Genomic DNA, 21,961 nt, shown 5'->3' with positions numbered 1-21,961 from the left:
GTCAAAAAAGCTCTTAAATCCTCTGTACTTCGTAGAATTGTGGTGATATCTGTCCTTGCTAAGAGCTGCATGGTGCAGTTCTAGTTCAGAGGTTAAATTCAAATCAACAAAATTTTATCTATTTAACCTCTGAGCTGTTTTCTTAACTTTAACAGCAAGGAAATGTTATGACAATTAATAATCAAAATCAACCAAAAGATAATCATAATCTTACTAAAACAAATTGGAATCTTCAATTATCTCCCATATCTGTCACATTAATACCATATCAGCAAGAAGAGAATATCATTAACTCGACGATCACAAATTATACTGATATAATTAAATATAAATTAGAATTACAAGAAGCAAATAATAAATTGAAAGAATCTGAGTTATTTAAAAGAGATGTGGTTCAAAATATGGTACATGGATTAAAGATTCCATGTAATGGGATTTTTTCATTAGTAACAGCTCTTTATGAAGTAGAAGATAATCCTGAAAAAAAGGATTATTTAGCTAGTGTGGTAAGTTGTGCTGAAGAATTACTGGATTATTATAACAACATAATTAGTTATCTACAGAATAATTCTGGACTACCTCCTATAGTTTTAAATAAGTTTGATCCAAAACAGTTGGTAAATAAGATTATTGATAAAGCGATGCCAATAGCTCAACGTAAGGGATTAAATTTATCTTGTAATTTTCAGTATGATTTAACAAATGCTATAATTAGTGATACTTATCGAATAGGGGCAATATTAGAGCAGTTAATAGATAATTCTATTAACTTTACTAAAGAAGGTAAAGTTGTGGTAACAGTGAACATGTTTGCTATTAGTCCTGCATTATTAGAATCAGAACAACAAAATAGAGAAATGGTATTCCAATTTATGGTGCATGATAGTGGTGTTGGTTTGTCTAAAGAAATCAGGCAACATCTTCATGAAAAGATTGATAAATTTGATGTTGCTACGCAATATCATGGACTTGGATCAGGATTAAGTTTTGTAAAGCGTCTAATTGGTGAGTTAAATGGAGAGATTGAAGTAACCAGTGAAAAAGGTAAAAGTACTACTATTGTCTGTAATATACCAATTAAGTTACCTCTTCTTGATGATCTGATTTATGATAAATAATGTTGATACTTATAAGGTTTTGATGATAATACACACACAAATTATCTCTAAAAGTAAAGTTTTGAAAGTGCTCTATTAATTAACAAGTATGATTTTCTTGATTAATGCTATGATTCTTACTACACTTAAATAATATTAGGGATAGATAGATGGCAAAAAATCAAGAAAATCATCAAAAAACTATAGGTCCTATTATAGGAAAGTTAAAACCTAAAAGTATATATCTTGAGCTAGACAAAATAAAAGTTACAGATCTATCAAATTGCCGATATAGTAAAAGGCTATTAACGAAGATCATGCTTATTAATAAGATTTCTAAGAACATGGTTGATCTTAATAAAATTAAAAAAGCAATTTATTTTGCTAAAAAGTATCATGGCAGGCAAAAGAGAGAAACAGGAGAATTCTATTACTCACATCCTTTAGAAGTAGCATACATGGTTTCTGATTATTTATTTAGAACAGATATTATAGTAACTAGCATATTGCATGATTGTATTGAAGATACGTTACTTACTAAAGAAATGATTATACAAGAATTTGGCCATAAGATTGCTAATCAAGTTGAAGATTTAACACGAGTTAAAAATGATAAAAAAATTAGTGCAGCAGAAATAGTTAAAATATTATATCAGCAAAAGAAAAAAGAGCTGCTATTAATTAAATTATTTGACCGATTACATAATATACAAACGGTAGGAGCTAAACATCCTGAGAAAGGATGGAAAACAATTTTAGAGACTTTACAGATCTTCTTATCTATTGCTACTTACCTAAAAATACCACACATTGCAAGGCAATTACATATACATTGCTTAAATATAACTGCAAATTACAAAAAATCAAATTTATATAATAGACAGTGGCTAAAAATTAGCACAATATTCCTTGATTTTTCTTTTGATCTAAATTAATTCTATACTTTATATAAATATAACCTTAACATCTGTAATAGAAGTCATAAAAAAATTAGTGAAAATGAATATAAGAAAATTTGTAACACAAGCTGATGGCAACTGTTTTTTCCATGCGGTATTTGGTAATAAAAATAGCTCAGATACTTATGAAGCTAAAAATGCATGTAAAATGAGACAAGATTGGCATAATTTTCTTGCTCAATATAAATCTATACAAGATCGAAATATGCCACATGCTCTTAAGGAACAGTTAAATAAAATATTTCAGTTTTTTTTAGATACTCCAGACGAGTTAACTAATAGATCAAAGGAAATTAAAGAGTTAGCTAATAAAACAAAACAAAATATTAGTAAAGCCGAAAAGGATATTCAAACATTGAAAAATGATATTGTAGAGAAATTTTTGCAAGATTCTAATTTTAAAGATAAGATTTATAATATAATATGCACTACTAGGCAAAAACAAAATCAACCGTCATCTACTCTTCAAGAACTACAGAATAATACAAAGAAATTACTTAATGAGGTTACTATAAACTTAAAAGATTGTACATTACAGTTTGATCCAAATCTCACTGAAGAACAGTACAACCAAAAGTATAATGTACAAATTATTGCAGATTCTTTTTTAACAAATCCTGAGGTTTATATCAATTATATAAAAGCAATTAAAGAAAATGATTATTACATCTTTTTTGAAGAAATACCTATCTTAGTATCTTTAGCAAATACTGAAATTACACTTTATTATGAAAATAACAAGCATCAAACTTTTAAACCTAATCATGAATTTCTTGGAAATTATCAAACAAATACCAATATTTGGGGAACAAAAGAGAAGGCTGTGATACTGTATGAGTCGACGCATTATTCATATGCTGAAGAACCGGATACTCAAGAACAGTATAATGGATATACTACACCTGATATACCTGCATCCAATTTAAGTGCACATAGTATCAATACTGATACTTGCTCATTCAATTCTGATAGTAGTCTACGATTACTCACTCCTAATACTTTAGATACTTTAGAAAAACTAACCGATCTCGTAGACATAAATGATATTATTGCTAATGAGACATACTTAAGCCCAATACCAGTTAGTGATCCTGAACAGGGCAATCAAGTAACAATGAGTGATATTCCTCAATCTCCGTATTGCTTACAGAATTCTACCACACCAATGCTATCTAATTCTTCTGAACAGGACAATCAAGTAATAAACTACATTCTTCAACCTCCGTATTGCTTACAGAATTCTACAACACCGATGCTATCTAATTCTTCTGAACAGGGCAATCAAGTAATAATGAGCCACATTCTTCAACCTTCGTATTGCTTACAGAATTCTACAACACCGATGCTATCTAATTCTTCTGAACAGGGCAATCAAGTAATAATGAGCTACATTCCTCAACCTCCGTATTGCTTACAGAATTCTACAACACCGATGCTATCTAATTCTTCTGAACAGGGCAATCAAGTAATAATGAGCTACATTCCTCAACCTCCGTATTGCTTACAGAATTCTACAACACCGATGCTATCTAATTCTTCTGAACAGGGCAATCAAGTAATAATGAGCTACATTCCTCAACCTCCGTATTGCTTACAGAATTCTACCACACCAATGCTATCTAATTCTCTTGAACAGGGCAATCAAGTAATAATGAGCTACATTCCTCAACCTCCGTATTGCTTACAGAATTCTACCACACCAATGCTATCTAATTCTCTTGAACAGGGCAATCAAGCATTCTTAACATCCGACAGTCTCAGTCCAAGATTATTGAATACTTTAAATGCTCTCGCACCACAAATATCTAATATTGTTGAAAAATTATCGAATTCTAACTTAAATGCTATTCACATAACCAGAATACTTCACATGATTGAGCAAATAGCACAAACAGGTATTACATCTCTTATTCAGGAGTGGCAAATGAAAGCAATTGATTTTATACACCAGTTTAATTCCCAACAACTTACTGAAATTATTGAATCATTAGACAAACTACAAAATTGTTTATATTCCAATCGAGATGATAATAGTACAAACATACAAACTTTTGTAATACAATGGCAAAAAAGAGCTATAGATATAATAGATCAATTTGATCCTAAGCAATTGATTAGTGCAATTAAATCATTGTCTATATTACAGGATAATAACTCTTCTAATACATCTAATACAGAATACAGTAATGAAAATACACAAAATTTTTTAACAACATGGGAAGAAAGAGTTATTAATATAATGAATAAATTTGATATTCAACAACTTGTTATCTTAACCGATATTTTAAAACAGCCATTTAGTATACAAGATGACATTATAGAGTCGTGGAAATGCAATATTTCTCAATCAAAAATAATAAATCAATTTAGTGATCCTCAACAATTTGTTACTGTTATGAAATTTTATTTTGACAATAGTGTAGAAGTTTTAGCAGTCTCCTTCCAACCATGGCATTATAAAACATTAGTACTAATGGATGAGTTTAAATTAGAACAATATTTTATTTCTAAGGATATTTATTACTCTCAATTATATTTGATTGATAATCGTTATTTATTAGATTATATAGACAAATTGCAAGAAACTATTACTAGTTATATTGATCAATCTAATATTAAAAATATTATCCAGTTTTTGACTTTTATGAATTATGCTGAAGCCCATTTATATCATTCAAATTTATCTATAAACATAAACGGAGATTTTATAATAAAGCTGCAGAAGCATAGTATTCGATTAATAAATTCCCACCACTACGATCCACAATTGACTACAAACCTTAGTTATATATGTAAACTTGATGAACAATATATAGATAAAGATTTTATAATAGAGCTGCAGAAGCATAGTATTCGATTAATAAATTCCCACCACTACGATCCACAATTGACTACAAACCTTAGTTATATATGTAAACTTGATGAACAATATATAGATAAAGATTTTATAATAGAGCTGCAGAAGCATAGTATTCGATTAATAAATTCCTACTACGATCCACAATTGACTACAAACTTTAGTTATATATGTAAACTTGATGAACAATATATAGATAAAGATTTTATAATAGAGCTGCAGAAGCATAGTATTCGATTAATAAATTCCCACCACTACGATCCACAATTGACTACAAACCTTAGTTATATATGTAAACTTGATGAACAATATATAGATAAAGATTTTATAATAAAGCTGCAGAAGCATAGTATTCGATTAATAAATTCCTACTACGATCCACAATTGACTACAAACCTTAGTTATATATGTAAACTTGATGAACAATATATAGATAAAGATTTTATAATAAAGCTGCAGAAGCATAGTATTCGATTAATAAATTCCTACTACGATCCACAATTGACTACAAACCTTAGTTATATATGTAAACTTGATGAACAATATATAGATAAAGATTTTATAATAAAGCTGCAGAAGCATATCACTACACATATTGAAGTATATGATATATTACAACTTGAGGATTGTTTTTTTAATATATGTACTCAAAATAATATAGATTATATTAATTATCATTTCATAGATCAATCTAAACAAATACTGGAAAAATGTTCCGAATCAGTAGATATCATGAATATAAATCGAGTATACGGGGTTTACGTATGTAAAACTTATACTAATTATGATGATACTAGTTTAACAGGAGAGATATCACCTGAGAGCTATAGCATGTCTTGAAAAGATGTTTAAGGTTTAGCCAGCTTTTAAAGCATAAGTTGATTCGTATATACGGGAGGTCCATACCATTAGTCCCACTATTGAAATTAAATCACTATGTCCTATTTCTTGATTCTTGATTAAAAATATTTGCACCAATTTTACTCCATTGAATTTGAATATCAGGATATTTTGATAATTCATTTTTTAATGAAATTAAACCTCCTAATAAGCTATTGCTTGGTAAATCATCAAGTTTGGCTTTAACTACTAATCCTCCCATTTCGATTAAATAACGGGTACGAGCTTTTCTTTCTTGAATTTTCATTTTCGCCTCTACCATAACTATTTTAGCTTTTTTTTGTTCTAATTGTAATCTACGTTTTATGACATTATCCATAGAGATAATTTTATTTTTGATTGTTATAATCATCATGAATCATCAATAAATTATGGAACTCAACTTCATAATTATAAGTGCTAAGAAATTCTGCATTTTTTTCTTGAATAGATCAATGTTGGATACAACTTTTAAGCTTGCAAAGTCCGGGCATAGTGGTGAAATAGCAAGTCATTCAAAATCAAATATCCCCATACCTAACCAAACCAGTAAAACTAAGATCAACAGAAATGAGCAAAGATGGTTGCCATTAATAAAACTACGTTGACAATTAGCAGAAATAGAGGTTGGTCTTTGTTTGATAAAACAAAGCACAGCGGGTAGGTAGGCACTTAGCGTGCTTTCCTCCCAAAGGTAGGGTCGAGCAATGGCGCGGTAGCTTTTGTTATCCCCGTTTCCATCACCCGCCTCGTCAAACGTAACGTACAGATTTCCCGTATTACGCTTTCCTGATAACTTCTTATCATTGCCTATGACCTATCCGCTGTTATTGCTTTCAAAGGTCTGTAATATCGAATTTGGTAATCGTTATATAATCCCATCTTCTCATACAAATCTCTCCTACTCCACCTTTCCCAGCCGAAGCCTTTCAATCCTCGTGATTTCATTAAATGGCGTCTTACTTTCTTCTCTACCCAGTCTCTTACATATCCAAAACAACGGCTAGAGTTACCAATCCTAAAGTAGTTTATCCAACCTCGTAATATCGGGTTGATAAGGTATGTTACTCTATCAACTGGTTGCGATATAAACTTGCGGAATATCTCTTTTAGTTTTGCTAGCAGGGCAGTTCGCGCTCTCATTCTAGGCGTCTTCTGGATTCCAATTTTACCTTGCTTAGTTTTCGCTCGTCTAAAATCAAATCCCAGAAAGCTAAATGTTTCACCATTCTTTAGATCAACTGTCTTTGTCTTCTCTTCGTTTAGTTCAACCTTTATTTTCAACAATTCTTGTCTTAGCCTTATATTGATCGCTCTCTCTAACCACTGCCATTTTCTATAGCCATCAATTAGTATGATCAGATCATCAGCCCATCTAACGTACTCTATATGGTCATAGCCATCTCTTAGCTTACTCACTTCCTTTGCTCTTTCTAGCATTTTATCTACTTCATTTAAGTAAATATTGCTTAAATGCGGTGATAGTGGCCCGCCTTGAGATATACCTCTTTTTCCACCTGCTTTGACTATCAATTTTAGTAGCTTCATAACATCTTTGTCATTTACACGCTCTGCTATCTTGTTAAATAGCTCAAGGTGAGCAATCGTGTCAAAGTAAGAGCGTAAATCTACATCTATTACTCTTGTCTTCTCCTTAATTGCTGCTACTGTAACTTTTTCTATAGCCGCAGCTGCAGTCCGTTTAGGGCGATATCCATATGATCCAGGTTGGAAGTCAGCTTCAAATATTGGTTCTAAAATGAGCTTTAGTGCTCCTTCTACCACTCTATCTTTGATAGTTGGTATGGATAACTTCCTCACTTTATTACCATTATCTTTAGGAATTACCTTGACCCTTTTCCTTTCAGGATAATAGGTTCTGGCTTGTAATTCTGTTTGTATGTTTTCTAGAAATTGTTCAACCCCCGCTAACTCTATCATTTCAAAGGTAACACCATCTATTCCAGGCGCCCCCTTATTATGCTTAGCTAGCTTGTAGGCTTCTCTTAGTGTTTCTATCTTACATACATGAACATATAATCCCCAAAATCGCCATTGCTTTTCAGCTTTAGCTTTGATGTATATTTTCCTTCTCAGGTCTTGTAATTCTATAGACGTTTTTATCATTCGTCTTTACCTCCCTTGTTGTTGGAATAATGTTATCAGTAGGGTGTCTTCGCTCCACAGGCATTACTCTGCTTCATTGCTAATACACACCCATCCGCCATCCTCTCATCTTCAATTCATTTCCTAGTTTTGCTAGTTATAGAATTTACCTTGCTCCAAGAGCTTTCTTCCTGGGATGAGTAGGACTTCTCCAGTCACTTAATATGTCCTTATTATCATGCTGCCACTCCCACCCCGCCGAAGTGTCCAATTGTATCAGTTAGTTTTCAATTGAACATATTGCCTTCACTCTACGGTTGCTAGTTCGGCCTTCGGGGCTTCGCACTTTCGGGGCCACCTATGTGTTCGCTCTCGCTGCGGCCTGATAATTCGCTCTTACCCTATAGGTAAGTTTGTCGATAGGTTCCAACATCTTGATTTCTCGCCATGCTGCTATCCTAGCTATAGATCTCTAACTTTTAATCTAGTAGGGTTACCTCCTACTGAACATACTAGTTTCTCTGGACACACAACCGTACAAGCATATTGCTATGCATACGGCTCAAGCAATTTACTAACAGCTGCAATTAGTTGGCCTCGCTTGCTATGTACTTGCCTATGACAGTTTGTATGCAATAAGCACAAATTGTTAATATGGTCAGTGCCGCCACATCTTGTAGGTCTTTTATGATGGACTTGCACCTTTTCTCCATTATCTATTGAATCTAAACAAACAGAGCATTTACCTTCTTGTCTACGCCAAAGAATCTGTCTGGTTTTAAAGAAGTACTTTGGTTTACTAGCTTGACGTTTTTGCCAGTATTCCTTAAGTTCTGGATTATCAGGAGATGCTTTGCCTTTAACTAGAATATGCCTTTTGATTGCTGTCCATTGTAATTTCCATAGATATAGATCTTTACTTTTATCCATAAAGACCCAATTATCATTTCGAGCTTTGATTCTGCCCCAATACTTCTCTTTAAGCCACCACCAGTATTTATTAGGATGTCTTCTACAAGCAAATCTTGCTTGTCGCATCCACATCCAACGATCTAGTTGGATAAAAGTTCTTTTGGCTATAACTTTGTTAAAATAACTGCACCATCCCATTATTCTAGGATTAAGGTTTTCAATTATCCTGTCAATTTCCCATGAGAAGCTTCTTTTCCATTCAATCATTATTCGCTTTTTAAATGATTTAATAGTATCTTTGGATGGTTTAACTAGTAGTGTTATACCTCTTCTTCTACTCTTGGTATTATATTGCCGGATATTAAATCCCAGAAAATCAAACCCTTCTTTAATATGAAGTATCTTAGTCTTTTCTTCTGATAATGCTAATCCTCTAATATTTAACCAATCGTTAATTATCTTCTTTGCTTTAATACAAGAGCTTTCAGATTTTGCACAAACTATAAAATCATCAGCGTATTTTACTAAAGCATATTCAGATTTTGGATGGAGATGATCATATTTATCATAAGTTATGTTAAGTATGTCTTCCATTCCATGAAGAGCTGTATTTAAAAGTAAGGGACTGATTACTCCCCCTTGAGGAGTTCCAACTGTTGTTTTGGTGAATTGATATTCTTCCATCACGCCAGATTTAAGCCATGCTTTAATCCAATTTCGTGCTGGAAAATTTCCTATAATTTTCAAAAGAAAATTATGATTAATATTATCAAATGCACCTTTAATATCAGCATCCAGTATCCATCCCCTGGTTGTGCCAGGGCAAACAATAGCAGAAATTCTCTGTATTGCATCGTGGGTGCTGCGTCCAGGTCTAAAGCCGTAACTACTCCCTTCAAACTTAGCTTCCCAAAATGGTTCAAGTGCTGATTTAACAACAGCTTGCATACATCTATCCAAAATAATAGGTAAACCTAAAGGTCTAAGTTTGCCTTTTCGTTTGGGAATATACACACGCTTGATCGGTTTAACAGATGATAGATTATTATTTGCTAACTTCTCCATTAACAAATTTCTTTCTTTATCTGTATTAACAACTATTTTATCAATACCAGGGCTTCTTCGCCCTCGATTGATTTGGGTAATACGTCTTATAGCAAGTAATTTATTTGATCTTGATTTCAACATCAACTTCTGTAAACTACGTACTAATTTCATGTTACCATTTGCAGATGCCCTATAGATACGTCTACGAAGATTATTAACCTTTTTATTAACTTCTTGCCAATTTATTGCATGCCAATAAATTTTCTCAAAGTTATTATTATCGGTCTTAATTGTTACATTTGCGTTTTGCATCTAACTTTTCCAATATAATTCATAATCTTGTTTACTTACTTAGGGTAAATCACCAGTCTCAAGTCAGCATCATTTCTGATTAGCACATAGTGCCTATACACCCAGTTATTTATTCCTGTAGCCTTTCAGCTTAGTGTCATTAGCTTTTTAAGACCTCTCTTACCTACTACCAGTTGCCAAGTAATAGGCTTACCACGTTTCACTAATTAAAGATGCGTTAAGTTGGTTACCTTCTGTATACCGGGGAACTGGCATTTTTAAAGAAGGTCGCGTCTTCCTTCTTACAGTTAAGCTTTTCAGCTTCATCCCTATAACAGATATTATCTGGAGTATCTGCTTTTATATTTACGATATTTTCCATACAAAGATTCACTTTCGTTTAACCAATTTTAACTTTACCTTGCCCCTATTTCCCATCCAGATTAGTAATTTAGTTAGGCTTCTTATTGCGCTTAGCACAAGATCGTTACCAACCTTGCACCGCAATAATAGTAATTAGGTCTAAATGCAACCTAGCCGCAATATATTTGCAGACTTTATTTTAGTGCCATCGTGTCGCACCACGCAATATATAAACCTTACGGTTTATTTTTGCTTGCTGGTTCAAGTGGTTCTGGTTTCAGTGGATGATTTTAAGATTGCATGGTAATGTCAATGATGGATTGAACATTGTTAGAATTAATAAACCATGGCGATACAGTTTGCAAGAATAGAAATAGTAAGTAGGAGTGAAGGTAAAAATGCTTGTTTGAAAGCTGCTTATAATGCCAGGCTGATTATTAAAGATGAGAGAACTAACATCACTTATAATTTTAGCAAAAAAGGCGATAATGTTTATCATGCTGTTTTATTGCCAGATTATGTAGATAAAAGATTCAAAAATCCAAGAGTTTTAATGAACGAAGTGGAGCGTACAGAAAAGCGAAAAAATAGTCAATTATTAAAAGATATAGTTATAGCACTGCCTGATGATAAGGAATTGGATTTAGATGATAGAATAGCCATTACTCATGAAATCATCAAAGAGATGGGATGGGTAAAGAATGGGCTTGGAGTTCAGGTTGATATTCATAAACCACATGATGGAGAAAAGAATTGGCATGCCCATGTGCTTGTTACTACCAGAAGATTTGCAAAAGACGGAAAAACATTAGGAGCTAAGGCAGTAGATTTAAATCCTAAATTTGCCAAAGTTCAGGGCAAAGCGTTCATTATCCCAGAAGGGGAAATAATTCATGAGAGAGCTAAAGAAGTAATCAATAAATATTTTGCTAAATTAGGTTTAGAAATCCGAGTAGATCCAATAAGTTTTATGCCACAGCAGCATGTCGGCCCTACTAGAATGCGAAGTATTATCAATGAAATAGCAGAGCAAAATAAAATATGTAAGCTAGCCCATCTTGAGATTGTTAAGAATAGCGATGGAGTATTAAATCGTATTATTCGTCATCAAGCTATTTTTACTAAATTGGATATAGAAAAAGCAGTAAAAGAGATTCCAGAAGAAGCAGAAAAGCAAAAACTAATAAGGGAGGTATTAAATTCAGATAGGCTGGTAAAACTATATAATGAAGATGGCACGGATACTAAATACTATACTACTATAGACATACGGGATGAAGAATTAAGGATAGTTAGAATAGCAGATAAGGTAAATAGCCAGATTCATTTTAATAACGTTATTAAGCTTAAAAGTGCTATCGATAATCTTGCAAGTGTTAATGAAGCACAAAGAGAAAGTCTGCAGCATATTTTAATTAATAGTCAAGGGATTAGGATTTTGCAAGGTAGAGCCGGCACCGGTAAGTCACAAGTACTTGCTGAAGCTTATAAAATTGCCACCAATAATGGGCAAAATGTTATAGGGCTTAGCCCTACTCATAAAGCAGCATCAGAGCTTAAAAGTAAAGGTTACCGGCAATGTTATACAGTAAAAGGATTTTTATTTAAATTATATAATGGCAAAGCTGAGCTACCAAGAAGTACTACGCTAGTGGTAGATGAAGCAGGGATGGTAGGTAATAGTGATTATTTAGAATTGCTGAAAGTAGCAAGGAGTAACAATTGTAATCTGATACTGGCTGGAGATGAGAGACAACTAACTTCAATTGAGCGAGGAGGAATGTTTACAGTATTGGCTAGTAAATTTGGCTCATATGAATTAAGTAACATTAGGAGACAAAGCAAGGCATGGGCAAGAGAAATGGCTTCATGCTTTGCAAAATCAGATATTGCCGGTGGTCTGCAGTTATTAGAGCAGCATAAATGTTTAAAGATTGATCATATGCTAGAAGAATCAATGGCAAGATTAATTAATGATTGGAGTAACAGCAAATTTGCTCTAAATGAGCGTTTAATAATTACCATGCGTAATGCTGAAGTAGATAGTATTAATCAAGGGATCAGGGAGTTACTAAAAGCTAAAGGCTTGCTTACCGGTAAAGAATATAGACGCTATGCATCGCCTAAGAAGTATGAAGATTATATGGCAGGAGATCGTATTTTGTTTAAAAGTACTAATAAAGATTTACAAATAGAAAATGGTGAATTTGCAACGATAACTTTAGTAAGTAACGATAGATTGATAGCTAAAACAGATAGCGGGAAAGAAATAGAATTTAATCCTCAAGATGTAAGCTTTAAACATGGCTATGCTTCTACAGTGTATAAAGCACAAGGAGCCTCAATTAAAGATGTCTATGTATTACATAATCTAGCAGGAAATAGCAGAAATTCTTATGTAGCCATGACTAGACATATAGAAGAGGTAAAACTTTACTATAATAGGAAAGCTACTAGGAATAGGACCAGTTTAATATCGCAACTTAGCAAAATAGATAATAGGCTATCTAGCATTAATTTTAAAACTTTAGAAGAGTTGGTAACGATTCAAGAAAATAAGAGTCCTAATATTATAGATAAAGTAGGTAATTGGTTTAAAGGGGTAGTAGAAGATATTAAGGATAGATTACACAGTAATGATAATTATTACCACTTAAGAATAAGCTCAAGACCACCTGCTAAAGTAGCAGAAATCCTAAGAAGCACTAGCACAAATTTTGCCACAAGCCATAAAGCCCAAGAAGAGCGGAAAAGCTCTTCTTATAACCTTACGAATTGTAATAAACAAGATACAACAATAAGTGTTAAGTTACAAGAGGATATTATGGCAAAGAATAAAATAGATTATAATACTATTAATAAACAAAAAGCAGTAGAATTAAAGCAACGATTATCATTTAAAGCGGAAGAAATAGGTAGAAATTTGCTAGACAGTCCAAACAAGCATTTATCAAATAGTCAAGTGTTACGCTGGGAGAAAGATGGTAAGATAGCGATGAAGATAAATGGCAGTAAAGCCGGCAGATGGTATGATTTTAGTAAAGGAGAGGGAGGAGATTTATTTACCTTAGTACAAAGAGAAAAAAATTGTGATTTTATAGAAGCTAAGAAATATTTACAAAATATGGTTGGTGTGTCAACAAATAGTAAAGATCTAGCAGCAAATTTAGCAGCAAACAAAAATCAACAAATTAAAACCCCAACAGGTCAAGATGATGAAATAGTAAAAATTAAGAGAGCTATAGGATTATATGAAAAATCAGATTCTTTAAAATATGTTATGCCAGGTCATGTAGCAAAAAGATATTTATCAGAACATCGTGGAATTAAAGAAGTATTAACAAGATACCAACTAAGCTTTGATCTTAGAACCAAAATGATGTGGGACACTCATAGCAAAGAATATTATCCTGCATTAATTGCTTTTGCTAGAAATAAAGATGGTAATATTACCGGTGGACAATCAATTTATTTAAACAAAGACACAAATAATAAAGCTGATATTGAGGTTAATAAACGTTCTTTTGGCAGAATCAGAGGTTCTTTTGTTGAGATTAGTAAAAATAATGAACAGCAGAACATACCAAACAGTAAAGATGGCAACAATTCAGCAAGTAATGTAACGGTTATAGCAGAAGGGGTAGAGACGGCTTTAAGCATTGTAGAAGCTGGTATTAAAGGCAAAATTCTTTGTAGTTTAGGTGTAAGTAACATCAGGAACTATGAACCTATCAAAGGTGAGAGAATAATAATTGCTGCTGATAATGATGGCAAAGACGCAGTATCAGTTAATACTATAATTAAGGCTCAGGAAGAATTAATTAGTAAAGGAGCAGCGGTAGCAATAATACGACCACTCGAGACAGGAGATTTTAATGATGTGCTAAAATCTCAAGGAGCAGAATCTATTAGAAATCTTCTAGAGCCTGAAATAGCAAAATTAACAGTAGCTAGCAATGCAATAGGACTTAAATCATCCTTAAAAGCAAGTGATGATAGAAAATCACAATTTCAGTCTATAGAATTATTATTTTCAAAATTTGCAAATAACGATAATAACGGACTAAATAATTTGCAGCAACAGCAAATAAAAGCTCTAGCAAAGTTTGGCACAGCAGAAAATATCGATACTGCTTTACAAATCTACAGAGAAAAAGGTATAGATTCTTGTATGCTCTATAGTAACAAGATTTGCATAGCAGCAATAGAGAAGAAGATACAGAAAGATTTACAAATTATGCAGAATAAATTTGATCCTAATTATAATCTTGGTGATAAAAAATTTTCTGATATAGTGATATATGATTTTCAAGGCAAAAGCCATTTAGTGCCTGAAGATTACTTAAATGCTATAGGAAGGGATAAACAAGTAATGCAGTATATAAGTCCCAGCTCAGAAATAGCTAAAGAAATAAGAAGTGCGGTAAAGCAAGTATCTGAGCACAAGCTTAGTCAAGGAATAAGAGTTTAGAGTGTAGTGTAATAATATTTTACCAATTCAAAAAATGTAAATATATGAGTGAACAAGGAAACTTGCTGGGTGATCCAGATAAAGGCACGAAGAAAGCTAAGCATGATAAGATATTTCGTAAGGCACTGGAGAATCCTCTAGTTGCCCATGAGTTCTTTAATGCACATTTGCCCCCAAATATTAAAAGTTTAATAGATTTTCCTAGTTTAGCAATGGAAAATACCACATTTGTAGAAAGCTCTTTAAAAGATTCTATCTCTGATGTTTTATTCTCATGCAAATTTGATAAACAAGACGGATATTTATTTTTACTTGTCGAGCATCAATCAAAAGCAGATCATTTTATGGCTTTTAGGCTATTTAAATATATGATTAATATTTGTGAGCGATATTTAATACAAAATCCTCAAGCTAAGACTTTACCATTAATATACCCAATGATATTTTTCAATGGTCAGGAGAAATATAATGTTGCAAGGAATTTGTGGGATTTATTTGCCAATAACAAATTAGCAAGAGAATTATGGATTAGTGATTACCAGTTAGTGAATGTCCATGAAATTCCTGATGAAGAGTTTAAACAAAGGATATGGTCAGGGATATTAGAATTTTTTCTCAAGCATATACATGAGAGGGAATTATTAAAAAGATGGCAAGAAATATCAGATATATTACCGGAATTAACCAAAATAACGATAGGTTATGATTATCTAGAAATGATATTATATTATACATTGACGAAGATAGAGCAAGATGATAAAATAAAACTAGAGAATTTATTATCAACAAAGTTGAATCCAGAAATAGGAACAAGGCTTATGAGAAGTTTAGCAGAGCATTGGCAACAAGAAGGAAAAGAATTAGGTATTCTTGAAGGCTTACAAGTTGGTGAAGCTCAAGGTATCCAAATTGGAAAAGCTGAAGGAAAAGCTGAAGGGGAATATAATAAAGCAGTAGAGGTAGCAAAGAAAATGTTAGCTCAAGGTTGCAATATTGCTTTAATTTCTAGTGTAACCGGTCTTGATGAAGCTTTTATTAGTTCTTTAGAGTAAACATATTTCTTGTAAAATTTACTCTGCTGTTTGAAAAATCATTTATAAAAATTCTGAAATAACAGAAAAGTTTTTTATACGCAGCTTACCTCTAAAACTCGTAATACTAAATTAGCGATTTAAAGGGGCATTATAATAGGATTTTTCTTTATAAGGTATATCTCTATCAAACAATTAAAATCTTTTAAAAATACCATTAAAATGGCTTTGGATTTAAATCAAGTTTGTAAATTCATTTGTAATTTAGTAATAGGGAAATTACCCACAAGTTTTACATAGCAGGTAAGATCTTCTAGGTTCATAATTTCAGATGGCATTACTAATAACTTCCTTTTTTCTAAGCTGTGCATATTTACTCCATCACGCATAGAGTTAGCACCATAAGAGAGATTCTCTTGAGTCTCGATTATTTCTTGCTCACCAAGCATTAAAGCTGATTTATGTGCTGTCTGCTGATCACTCACTCGAAAAATAAATTTACTGCCAAATAAATCAAGCATTGAAGCTGCTCCTGCATGACCATATATTTCCTCTAATTGATGAATATTCTGCATGCCTGCAACAATGCAGCCACCATATTTCCGGCTTTCAGCTAAAGCTATAGGGAGTGAAGATATCTTTTGTAAAGCTGGCAGCTCATCAATCACAAACCACATATTACTATGAGTATTATTGATGTTCCTATTCATTAATGCTTTTATCGCTATGCTAATCCATGCAGCAATAAGTGGTCGTAGCATTACTCGTTGATTAGGAGTACTAGTTATAAATAACCAACCTTTGTCCGCAGTAAACCACTTTCTAATACTAAAACTACCATCAGGCTTTAAATGTTGCAGAGCTTCAATATTTTTACTAATAGTTGCTTGAATACCTGAAGAAGTCTCAGGGGCACTACTGCTAATTATACCGGCTACTGTACTATTTTTAAAGATCCTAACAAATTCCTTATTATTTGCATAAAGAATAGTATTTATTAGCTTTTTGATGTCTTTACTATCCTGATATAATCTTAATCCTTCAGCTAATACTAGCTCAGCACTTTTAGCAAAAAAATCATCTAATTTTGGATTATAATTACTAAAGTTACTTGCCATATCATTATAATCCCAAATTTCATGACAATCATTCCATGGTAGCCATGCTGAACTATTCTCTTGCAAAGGATTAAGTATCTTATCACATTTTGGATCAAAAAATCTATCAGTAAAGCTACCTGTTAAATCAACAATAATTGCTCTACCTCTCTCTTTTCTAATCTGAGGTAATAGCTCATTTAACATATTAGTTTTACCGCTACCTGTAGTACCGGTAATAAGAATATGTCTTCTCTCACTATCTTTAACCAATGGTAATCCAGAAAAGCAAATATTAGCAGCTTGTTTGTTTTTATAAAGCATTTTTGCTAAAATACTTGCTTCGACAAAATCTGCTCCCCTAATCTTATCTTGGATAACAGCTTTTTTACCTCGATACATAAAAAAGATGATAGCAGTAAACAGACCAATAGTAAAAGTAATAATACCTTCTTGCCAAGCTGAATGCAATAAAAATTGCCCAAATTGATTGATATTATGTGAATGCGGTGTAACATGCCAAAATTTATGAACAAATTCTTCAGCATTACGGTAAACCCAAGCTTTTTGCTCTAAATAATAGAATTTAATACCTATTTGATCTATAGGATAAAAATGTTCTCCTATAGCAAGTTTTAATTGTGTGTATCGTTCTATGACAAAATAATATAGACTCATCAAAGATAATTTCTGAAATACTCGCCATATTAGCCAAGATACAGTAAATACCAACCCAACTGTTAAAGCATTGATACTTCCTTGACTAAACATTCGTAGCTGATGAGCAAAGATTTGTGAACCACGAGTAAAATTATTTTGATTTTGGTAGCTCATAGGTCACTCTGTTGTTAAGATTACTACAATTATCTTCTAATAATCTTACCTAATTTAAATTTATAAATTATTCTTTAGCATTTGTAATTTTTCTTCCAAATAATCGGCCATACTACTATTACCTAGTTTTCTTAAACCTTTAATTATTTTTTCATATTCCTCTATAAGATTAGGTTTGTATTTAAGAGCTAAATTAAAATTATCTTTAGCTGCTTTTTGTTTTCCCATGCTAATCAATGTAATGCCTTTTTCTAAGTAACTTTCAGCATAATCAGCTTGATACTTAATTGCTAAATTATAGTTTTTAATTGCTTCTTCATATTGTCCTAATTTTCTAAAAGATGCACCTTTATTACAATATGCTGCCGCAAAATTTGGTTTGTATTTAATAGCTAAGTCAAAATTTTTTATAGCTTCTTGCTGTTTACCTAATATACTGAATATACATCCTTTTAAATTATATGTGTCTTCATTGTCACATTGATATTTGATAACTGAATCAAAACTTTTAATGGCTTCATGATACTTTCCTAGCTGCATTAAAGATGTGGCTTTATTATAATAGGCGTTTGCATAATCTGGTTTATATTTAATTGCTAGATTACAGTTTTCTATTGCTTCCTGATACTGCCCTAAGTTTATTAAAGATATACCTTTATTATAATAAGCTTCTGGATATCTTGAATTATATTTTAAAGCAAGGTCAAAATTTTCAATTGCTTCTTGATACTTTCCTAAATTGTTTAAAGAATTCCCCTTATTATTATATGCTTCTGCAAAACTAGCATTATATTTAATAGCTATGTCATATAAAGTTATAGCTTCCTGATACTGTCCTATTGTATTTAGAACATTTCCTTTATTATTGTATGCTTCTGCACAGTGAGGGTTATATTTAATGGATAAATCGTAATTTTTAATGGCCTCTTGATATTTTCCTAACTTATTGAAAATTATTCCTTTGCCATTATAAGCTATAGCATAGTAAGGCTTATATTTAATAGCTAAATCATAGTTTTCGATAGCTTCCTGATATTCACCTAATTTATAAAGTGATTTTCCAATATTAAAATACTCTTCTGCTAAAATATTTGGATCTTGAATCTTGCTTTGTGGATCTATTGGTTGTAGTTTTTCATTAACATAGTTATTTGAGCCTTCTGCTAAAACAATGTTAAAAAGTATTAATGGCAAGATAGATAAAATCGCTAATTTTTTTATATTTTGCATAAATTGCTTATCAATTATTTTCATTTTTATAGCCTAGTAATTTAATATTTCTTTTCTTAATTGCCTCATCACTTATACCAATATTATCTGCTACTTGCTGACCAGTTCTGACAATCGTTGATTCAGGAGTTTTATTAAATTCATCTTCAATTTGTTCCCTCTTATCTTTTACTTTAGCAGATAACTGATCAAGAAGCTTTACTTTTTCTGCTTCATTATTATCTGCATTTTGAATAAGCATTTGTTCTACATTTTTATCATAAATATCATTTTTTCTATCATCAATACTACTAATAGCCGCTTGATCATTTAACTGTTTAGTTTTTTTATCAAAACTTGATCGCAAGCTTTCTTTAGATGGGATATTGATATTACTTTCAGAATTTAAGTTTTGCGGTATAGTATTATTAATTTTAGCTATGTCTAAAGCTATTTGCTCTGCTTCTTGTCTATGATTATTAGCCCAGGTAGCAGCTTGCTCTTTACTACTTACGCCAGGAATATTTTTGGCAATGATGCTATTTAATACCGGTTCATTTAAATTACGATCAATAGAAGCAGAGTTTTGTGTTATATAATTCATATTATAGCTTAGCTGCTGCATATTTTGTTTAGTTTGTGCTATTTCTTGCCCTACAGATTGTTGCTCAGAAAAATTATTATTTAGATTATTACTAAGTGAATGCAGATCACTATTTGTGTGACCTAATCTGCCATCTTTAGTAGCACTCTTAATTTTAGATAATGCTTCATTATATGATTGTTGTTGATTAACTGACTTACCTTGATCTTGTACTTTGTCATTACTTGATCCAACTTTTACTCCTCCTACACTAGGAACGTTTAAACCTATATCGGCACTAGTACCAGTACCTTTCTTATTACTACTACCTGTATGATCAGTAGCAGCGATGCTATCTGAATTCATCTGCTGCAAGGCTAGATACTGGCTATCAGTAATACCGATAGATTTTGCCTCTTCATAGCTTAATCTCTTGCCTATTTCAGTTGCTATAGAATTTCCTGTAGTAGTTAAATCACTATATCGATCATTTAATGAGTCAAGATAACTTTGTGAACTCATGAACTGACTTTGATAACTATCTTGCAATAATTTAGAGGAGCGGTAATTGTTAATCAGCGAGTCAACTGCCTGAGTAAGTACCTGCCGACCACTATCAGTACTGGTGACTCTCATTCCACCATCATCAATAATTCCTCCTGCCAATTGCAAAGTGGGGGTAAGATTTTGCTGGGCAATTGTTCTATTACCGATGCTATAATTATCCATAGCGAGGTTATTATCAGCAATGTTAGCACCAATATTACTTGCAACCGGTACCGGAGAAAATTGATTGGCCAAAGTGGTAGTTGCATGAGCACAAGCCTTTAATACTGCCCAGGATAACATCGGCACTGAAGCTGCTAGTATCTGAAACGTTGCAAACTCATGTAACACCATTTCTGAAAAACTCCCCTGCGATAAGATATTTAAACCGGTAAAGTGACTCACGCCTTTACCGGCTAGGCTAATCATCCCTAAACAATGAATCACGATAAAAAATACTGGCCAGCTAGTTACCCAAATAATCAAGGTTATCCAGGTCTTAAAGATAGTATAACCGCCCGGCAGCATCGACATTGGAAATACTACGAAAATGAGACAAATCACCAAGGCAAAAAATACTGACTGTAAGATGGGCATGATATTTGCTGCCATTTCTCCTGCAACCAGGTAAGAAAATGATTGCTGAAATAACCCGCGGGTCACATTCATACTAACTAACTGAGGATATATTCTAGCAAGTGAGAATTTTTCTCGCAAGTCATCATAAGCTTCACGATTAGCATTAAGCAGCATTGCTTGTCTCATCCACTGATGAATATCTGTTTGTTCTTTTTTAAGATATTTTAAAGTATCAGAAGTCATCACTTTTAGCCTTCTTGCTAACATCTCCTGCTTACCCGAGCTAATCCCTATGATATTTGCAAATTGAGTCAACAAGCCATCATTTAATTCTTTATTAATAGCTGCCTTAATTAAAGGAGTTACCTGCTTGCAGGTTTTAAAAGAAATAGCAGAATTACTTGGATCTTTATAGTAAATGCCAAAATTATTAGGCATATTTTGTTCGATAAAAGCAATTATATCACTGGCTCTTTGTGCTTCTGCTTTTTTACCTAAAATATTGCCGATGATGTAAGGTTTCATAAAACATTGTCTTAAGAATTCTTTTGTGTTGCTTAAAGTTACTGGATCCTCTATTTGAATATCTTTGATTTTACCAATAGCTTTTGCCCCAAACATAATCCCATTCTTCCTGCTTGATAACCCTTCATCAGGTGGTAGTAAATGTTTTTCTAGCATTTCTGATAAGGAATAACTTATTTTTGATGATATAGAGGCAAAAAAAGCAACACCTATTGGGATATTGTCGATCTTAACAGGAGCCTGCATTGATATTTCATCCTTAAGCCATACATTTGCTTTTGGAGCAAATAAAAAGATAAAAATAAATAAGGATGGAAAAAACCACTCCATGGCAAAAATACCAATATTACCTCTAAAAATAGCACGAGTTGCTGCCCAAATTCCACCAATTGTCAAAGCAAATTTACCTACTGGTGTAAAATACTCACTATTTGAGGCAAAGACTCTTCCTATACCATTAAAAATTTGCCATAATATATCTCCTCCACCAAATGTATGTATTACGTAATCTGCCATATGCTTTTTATATTTTTATCTTCTTTGCTTATTTTTGTACCTGCTTATCTTCTTACTCA

At 32.4% G+C, this 21,961-nt stretch carries 11 protein-coding genes; 5 read left to right on the top strand and 6 right to left on the bottom strand.

The features are described from left to right. Positions 1 to 167: 167 nt before the first annotated feature. The 3 genes from AAHM91_RS00705 to AAHM91_RS00695 all read left to right on the top strand — a co-directional run bounded on the left by AAHM91_RS00705 (position 168) and on the right by AAHM91_RS00695 (position 5,753). Complete coding sequence (locus AAHM91_RS00705) at positions 168 to 1,118, top strand: sensor histidine kinase (RefSeq protein ID WP_342269541.1); 951 nt, start codon at positions 168 to 170, stop codon at positions 1,116 to 1,118. Between the two features lie 149 nt (positions 1,119 to 1,267). Next, positions 1,268 to 2,032, top strand: coding sequence for an HD domain-containing protein (locus AAHM91_RS00700; protein WP_342269540.1), 765 nt, complete (start codon positions 1,268 to 1,270; stop codon positions 2,030 to 2,032). A 229-nt stretch (positions 2,033 to 2,261) separates the two neighbouring features. Continuing rightward, on the top strand, positions 2,262 to 5,753 hold the full coding sequence (locus tag AAHM91_RS00695) for a hypothetical protein (RefSeq protein WP_342269539.1): 3,492 nt from the start codon (positions 2,262 to 2,264) through the stop codon (positions 5,751 to 5,753). 94 nt (positions 5,754 to 5,847) lie between these two features. Here AAHM91_RS00695 and AAHM91_RS00690 read toward each other — a convergent pair whose 3' ends face one another. The 3 genes from AAHM91_RS00690 to ltrA (AAHM91_RS00680) form a co-directional block, all read right to left on the bottom strand. After that, positions 5,848 to 6,132, bottom strand: coding sequence for a conjugal transfer protein TraD (locus tag AAHM91_RS00690; protein WP_342269623.1), 285 nt, complete (start codon positions 6,130 to 6,132; stop codon positions 5,848 to 5,850). Between the two features lie 470 nt (positions 6,133 to 6,602). After that, positions 6,603 to 7,919, bottom strand: coding sequence for a group II intron reverse transcriptase/maturase (gene ltrA, locus AAHM91_RS00685; RefSeq protein ID WP_342269505.1), 1,317 nt, complete (start codon positions 7,917 to 7,919; stop codon positions 6,603 to 6,605). Positions 7,920 to 8,447: 528 nt separating this feature from the next. After that, entirely contained in the window at positions 8,448 to 10,169 is a 1,722-nt protein-coding gene (ltrA, locus tag AAHM91_RS00680; protein WP_342269504.1) for a group II intron reverse transcriptase/maturase, read from the bottom strand. A 688-nt stretch (positions 10,170 to 10,857) separates the two neighbouring features. Here ltrA (AAHM91_RS00680) and AAHM91_RS00675 point away from each other — a divergent pair. Next, on the top strand, positions 10,858 to 14,982 hold the full coding sequence (locus tag AAHM91_RS00675; RefSeq protein ID WP_342269538.1) for an AAA family ATPase: 4,125 nt from the start codon (positions 10,858 to 10,860) through the stop codon (positions 14,980 to 14,982). A gap of 44 nt (positions 14,983 to 15,026) precedes the next feature. After that, positions 15,027 to 16,034 carry an Rpn family recombination-promoting nuclease/putative transposase gene (locus AAHM91_RS00670; RefSeq protein WP_342269537.1) on the top strand — a complete coding sequence of 336 codons (1,008 nt, stop codon included), beginning with the start codon at positions 15,027 to 15,029 and terminating at the stop codon, positions 16,032 to 16,034. A gap of 218 nt (positions 16,035 to 16,252) precedes the next feature. On the opposite strand, the gene AAHM91_RS00665 is transcribed toward AAHM91_RS00670, so the two are convergent. The 3 genes from AAHM91_RS00665 to AAHM91_RS00655 are packed head-to-tail and all read right to left on the bottom strand — an operon-like array spanning position 16,253 to position 21,902. Beyond that, the gene (locus tag AAHM91_RS00665; RefSeq protein WP_342269536.1) at positions 16,253 to 17,944 is read right to left on the bottom strand and encodes a type IV secretion system DNA-binding domain-containing protein; all 1,692 of its coding nucleotides are present in this window, start codon (positions 17,942 to 17,944) and stop codon (positions 16,253 to 16,255) included. 60 nt (positions 17,945 to 18,004) lie between these two features. Beyond that, positions 18,005 to 19,198, bottom strand: coding sequence for a tetratricopeptide repeat protein (locus tag AAHM91_RS00660; protein WP_458693705.1), 1,194 nt, complete (start codon positions 19,196 to 19,198; stop codon positions 18,005 to 18,007). Beyond that, positions 19,185 to 21,902, bottom strand: coding sequence for a conjugal transfer protein TraG N-terminal domain-containing protein (locus AAHM91_RS00655; RefSeq protein WP_342269535.1), 2,718 nt, complete (start codon positions 21,900 to 21,902; stop codon positions 19,185 to 19,187). Before AAHM91_RS00655 ends, AAHM91_RS00660 begins: the two co-directional genes overlap by 14 nt. Positions 21,903 to 21,961 lie beyond the last annotated feature (59 nt).

The organism is Rickettsia endosymbiont of Orchestes rusci (genome assembly GCF_964030945.1).
In the GTDB taxonomy this organism is placed as follows: Bacteria; Pseudomonadota; Alphaproteobacteria; order Rickettsiales; family Rickettsiaceae; genus Rickettsia.
The sequence above is the reverse complement of the archived record's forward strand: the minus strand, read 5'-3'. Positions and strand labels throughout refer to the sequence as shown.

Bases quoted from the DNA above. Each gene is read 5' to 3' on its own strand.
- AAHM91_RS00670 (WP_342269537.1), top strand. From the start codon at position 15,027: ATGAGTGAACAAGGAAACTTGCTGGGTGATCCAGATAAAGGCACGAAG.
- AAHM91_RS00695 (WP_342269539.1), top strand. From the start codon at position 2,262: ATGCCACATGCTCTTAAGGAACAGTTAAATAAAATATTTCAGTTTTTT.
- AAHM91_RS00665 (WP_342269536.1), bottom strand. From the start codon at position 17,944: ATGAGCTACCAAAATCAAAATAATTTTACTCGTGGTTCACAAATCTTT.
- AAHM91_RS00690 (WP_342269623.1), bottom strand. From the start codon at position 6,132: ATGGATAATGTCATAAAACGTAGATTACAATTAGAACAAAAAAAAGCT.
- ltrA (WP_342269505.1), bottom strand. From the start codon at position 7,919: ATGATAAAAACGTCTATAGAATTACAAGACCTGAGAAGGAAAATATAC.
- ltrA (WP_342269504.1), bottom strand. From the start codon at position 10,169: ATGCAAAACGCAAATGTAACAATTAAGACCGATAATAATAACTTTGAG.
- AAHM91_RS00675 (WP_342269538.1), top strand. From the start codon at position 10,858: ATGGCGATACAGTTTGCAAGAATAGAAATAGTAAGTAGGAGTGAAGGT.
- AAHM91_RS00660 (WP_458693705.1), bottom strand. From the start codon at position 19,198: ATGAAAATAATTGATAAGCAATTTATGCAAAATATAAAAAAATTAGCG.
- AAHM91_RS00655 (WP_342269535.1), bottom strand. From the start codon at position 21,902: ATGGCAGATTACGTAATACATACATTTGGTGGAGGAGATATATTATGG.
- AAHM91_RS00700 (WP_342269540.1), top strand. From the start codon at position 1,268: ATGGCAAAAAATCAAGAAAATCATCAAAAAACTATAGGTCCTATTATA.
- AAHM91_RS00705 (WP_342269541.1), top strand. From the start codon at position 168: ATGACAATTAATAATCAAAATCAACCAAAAGATAATCATAATCTTACT.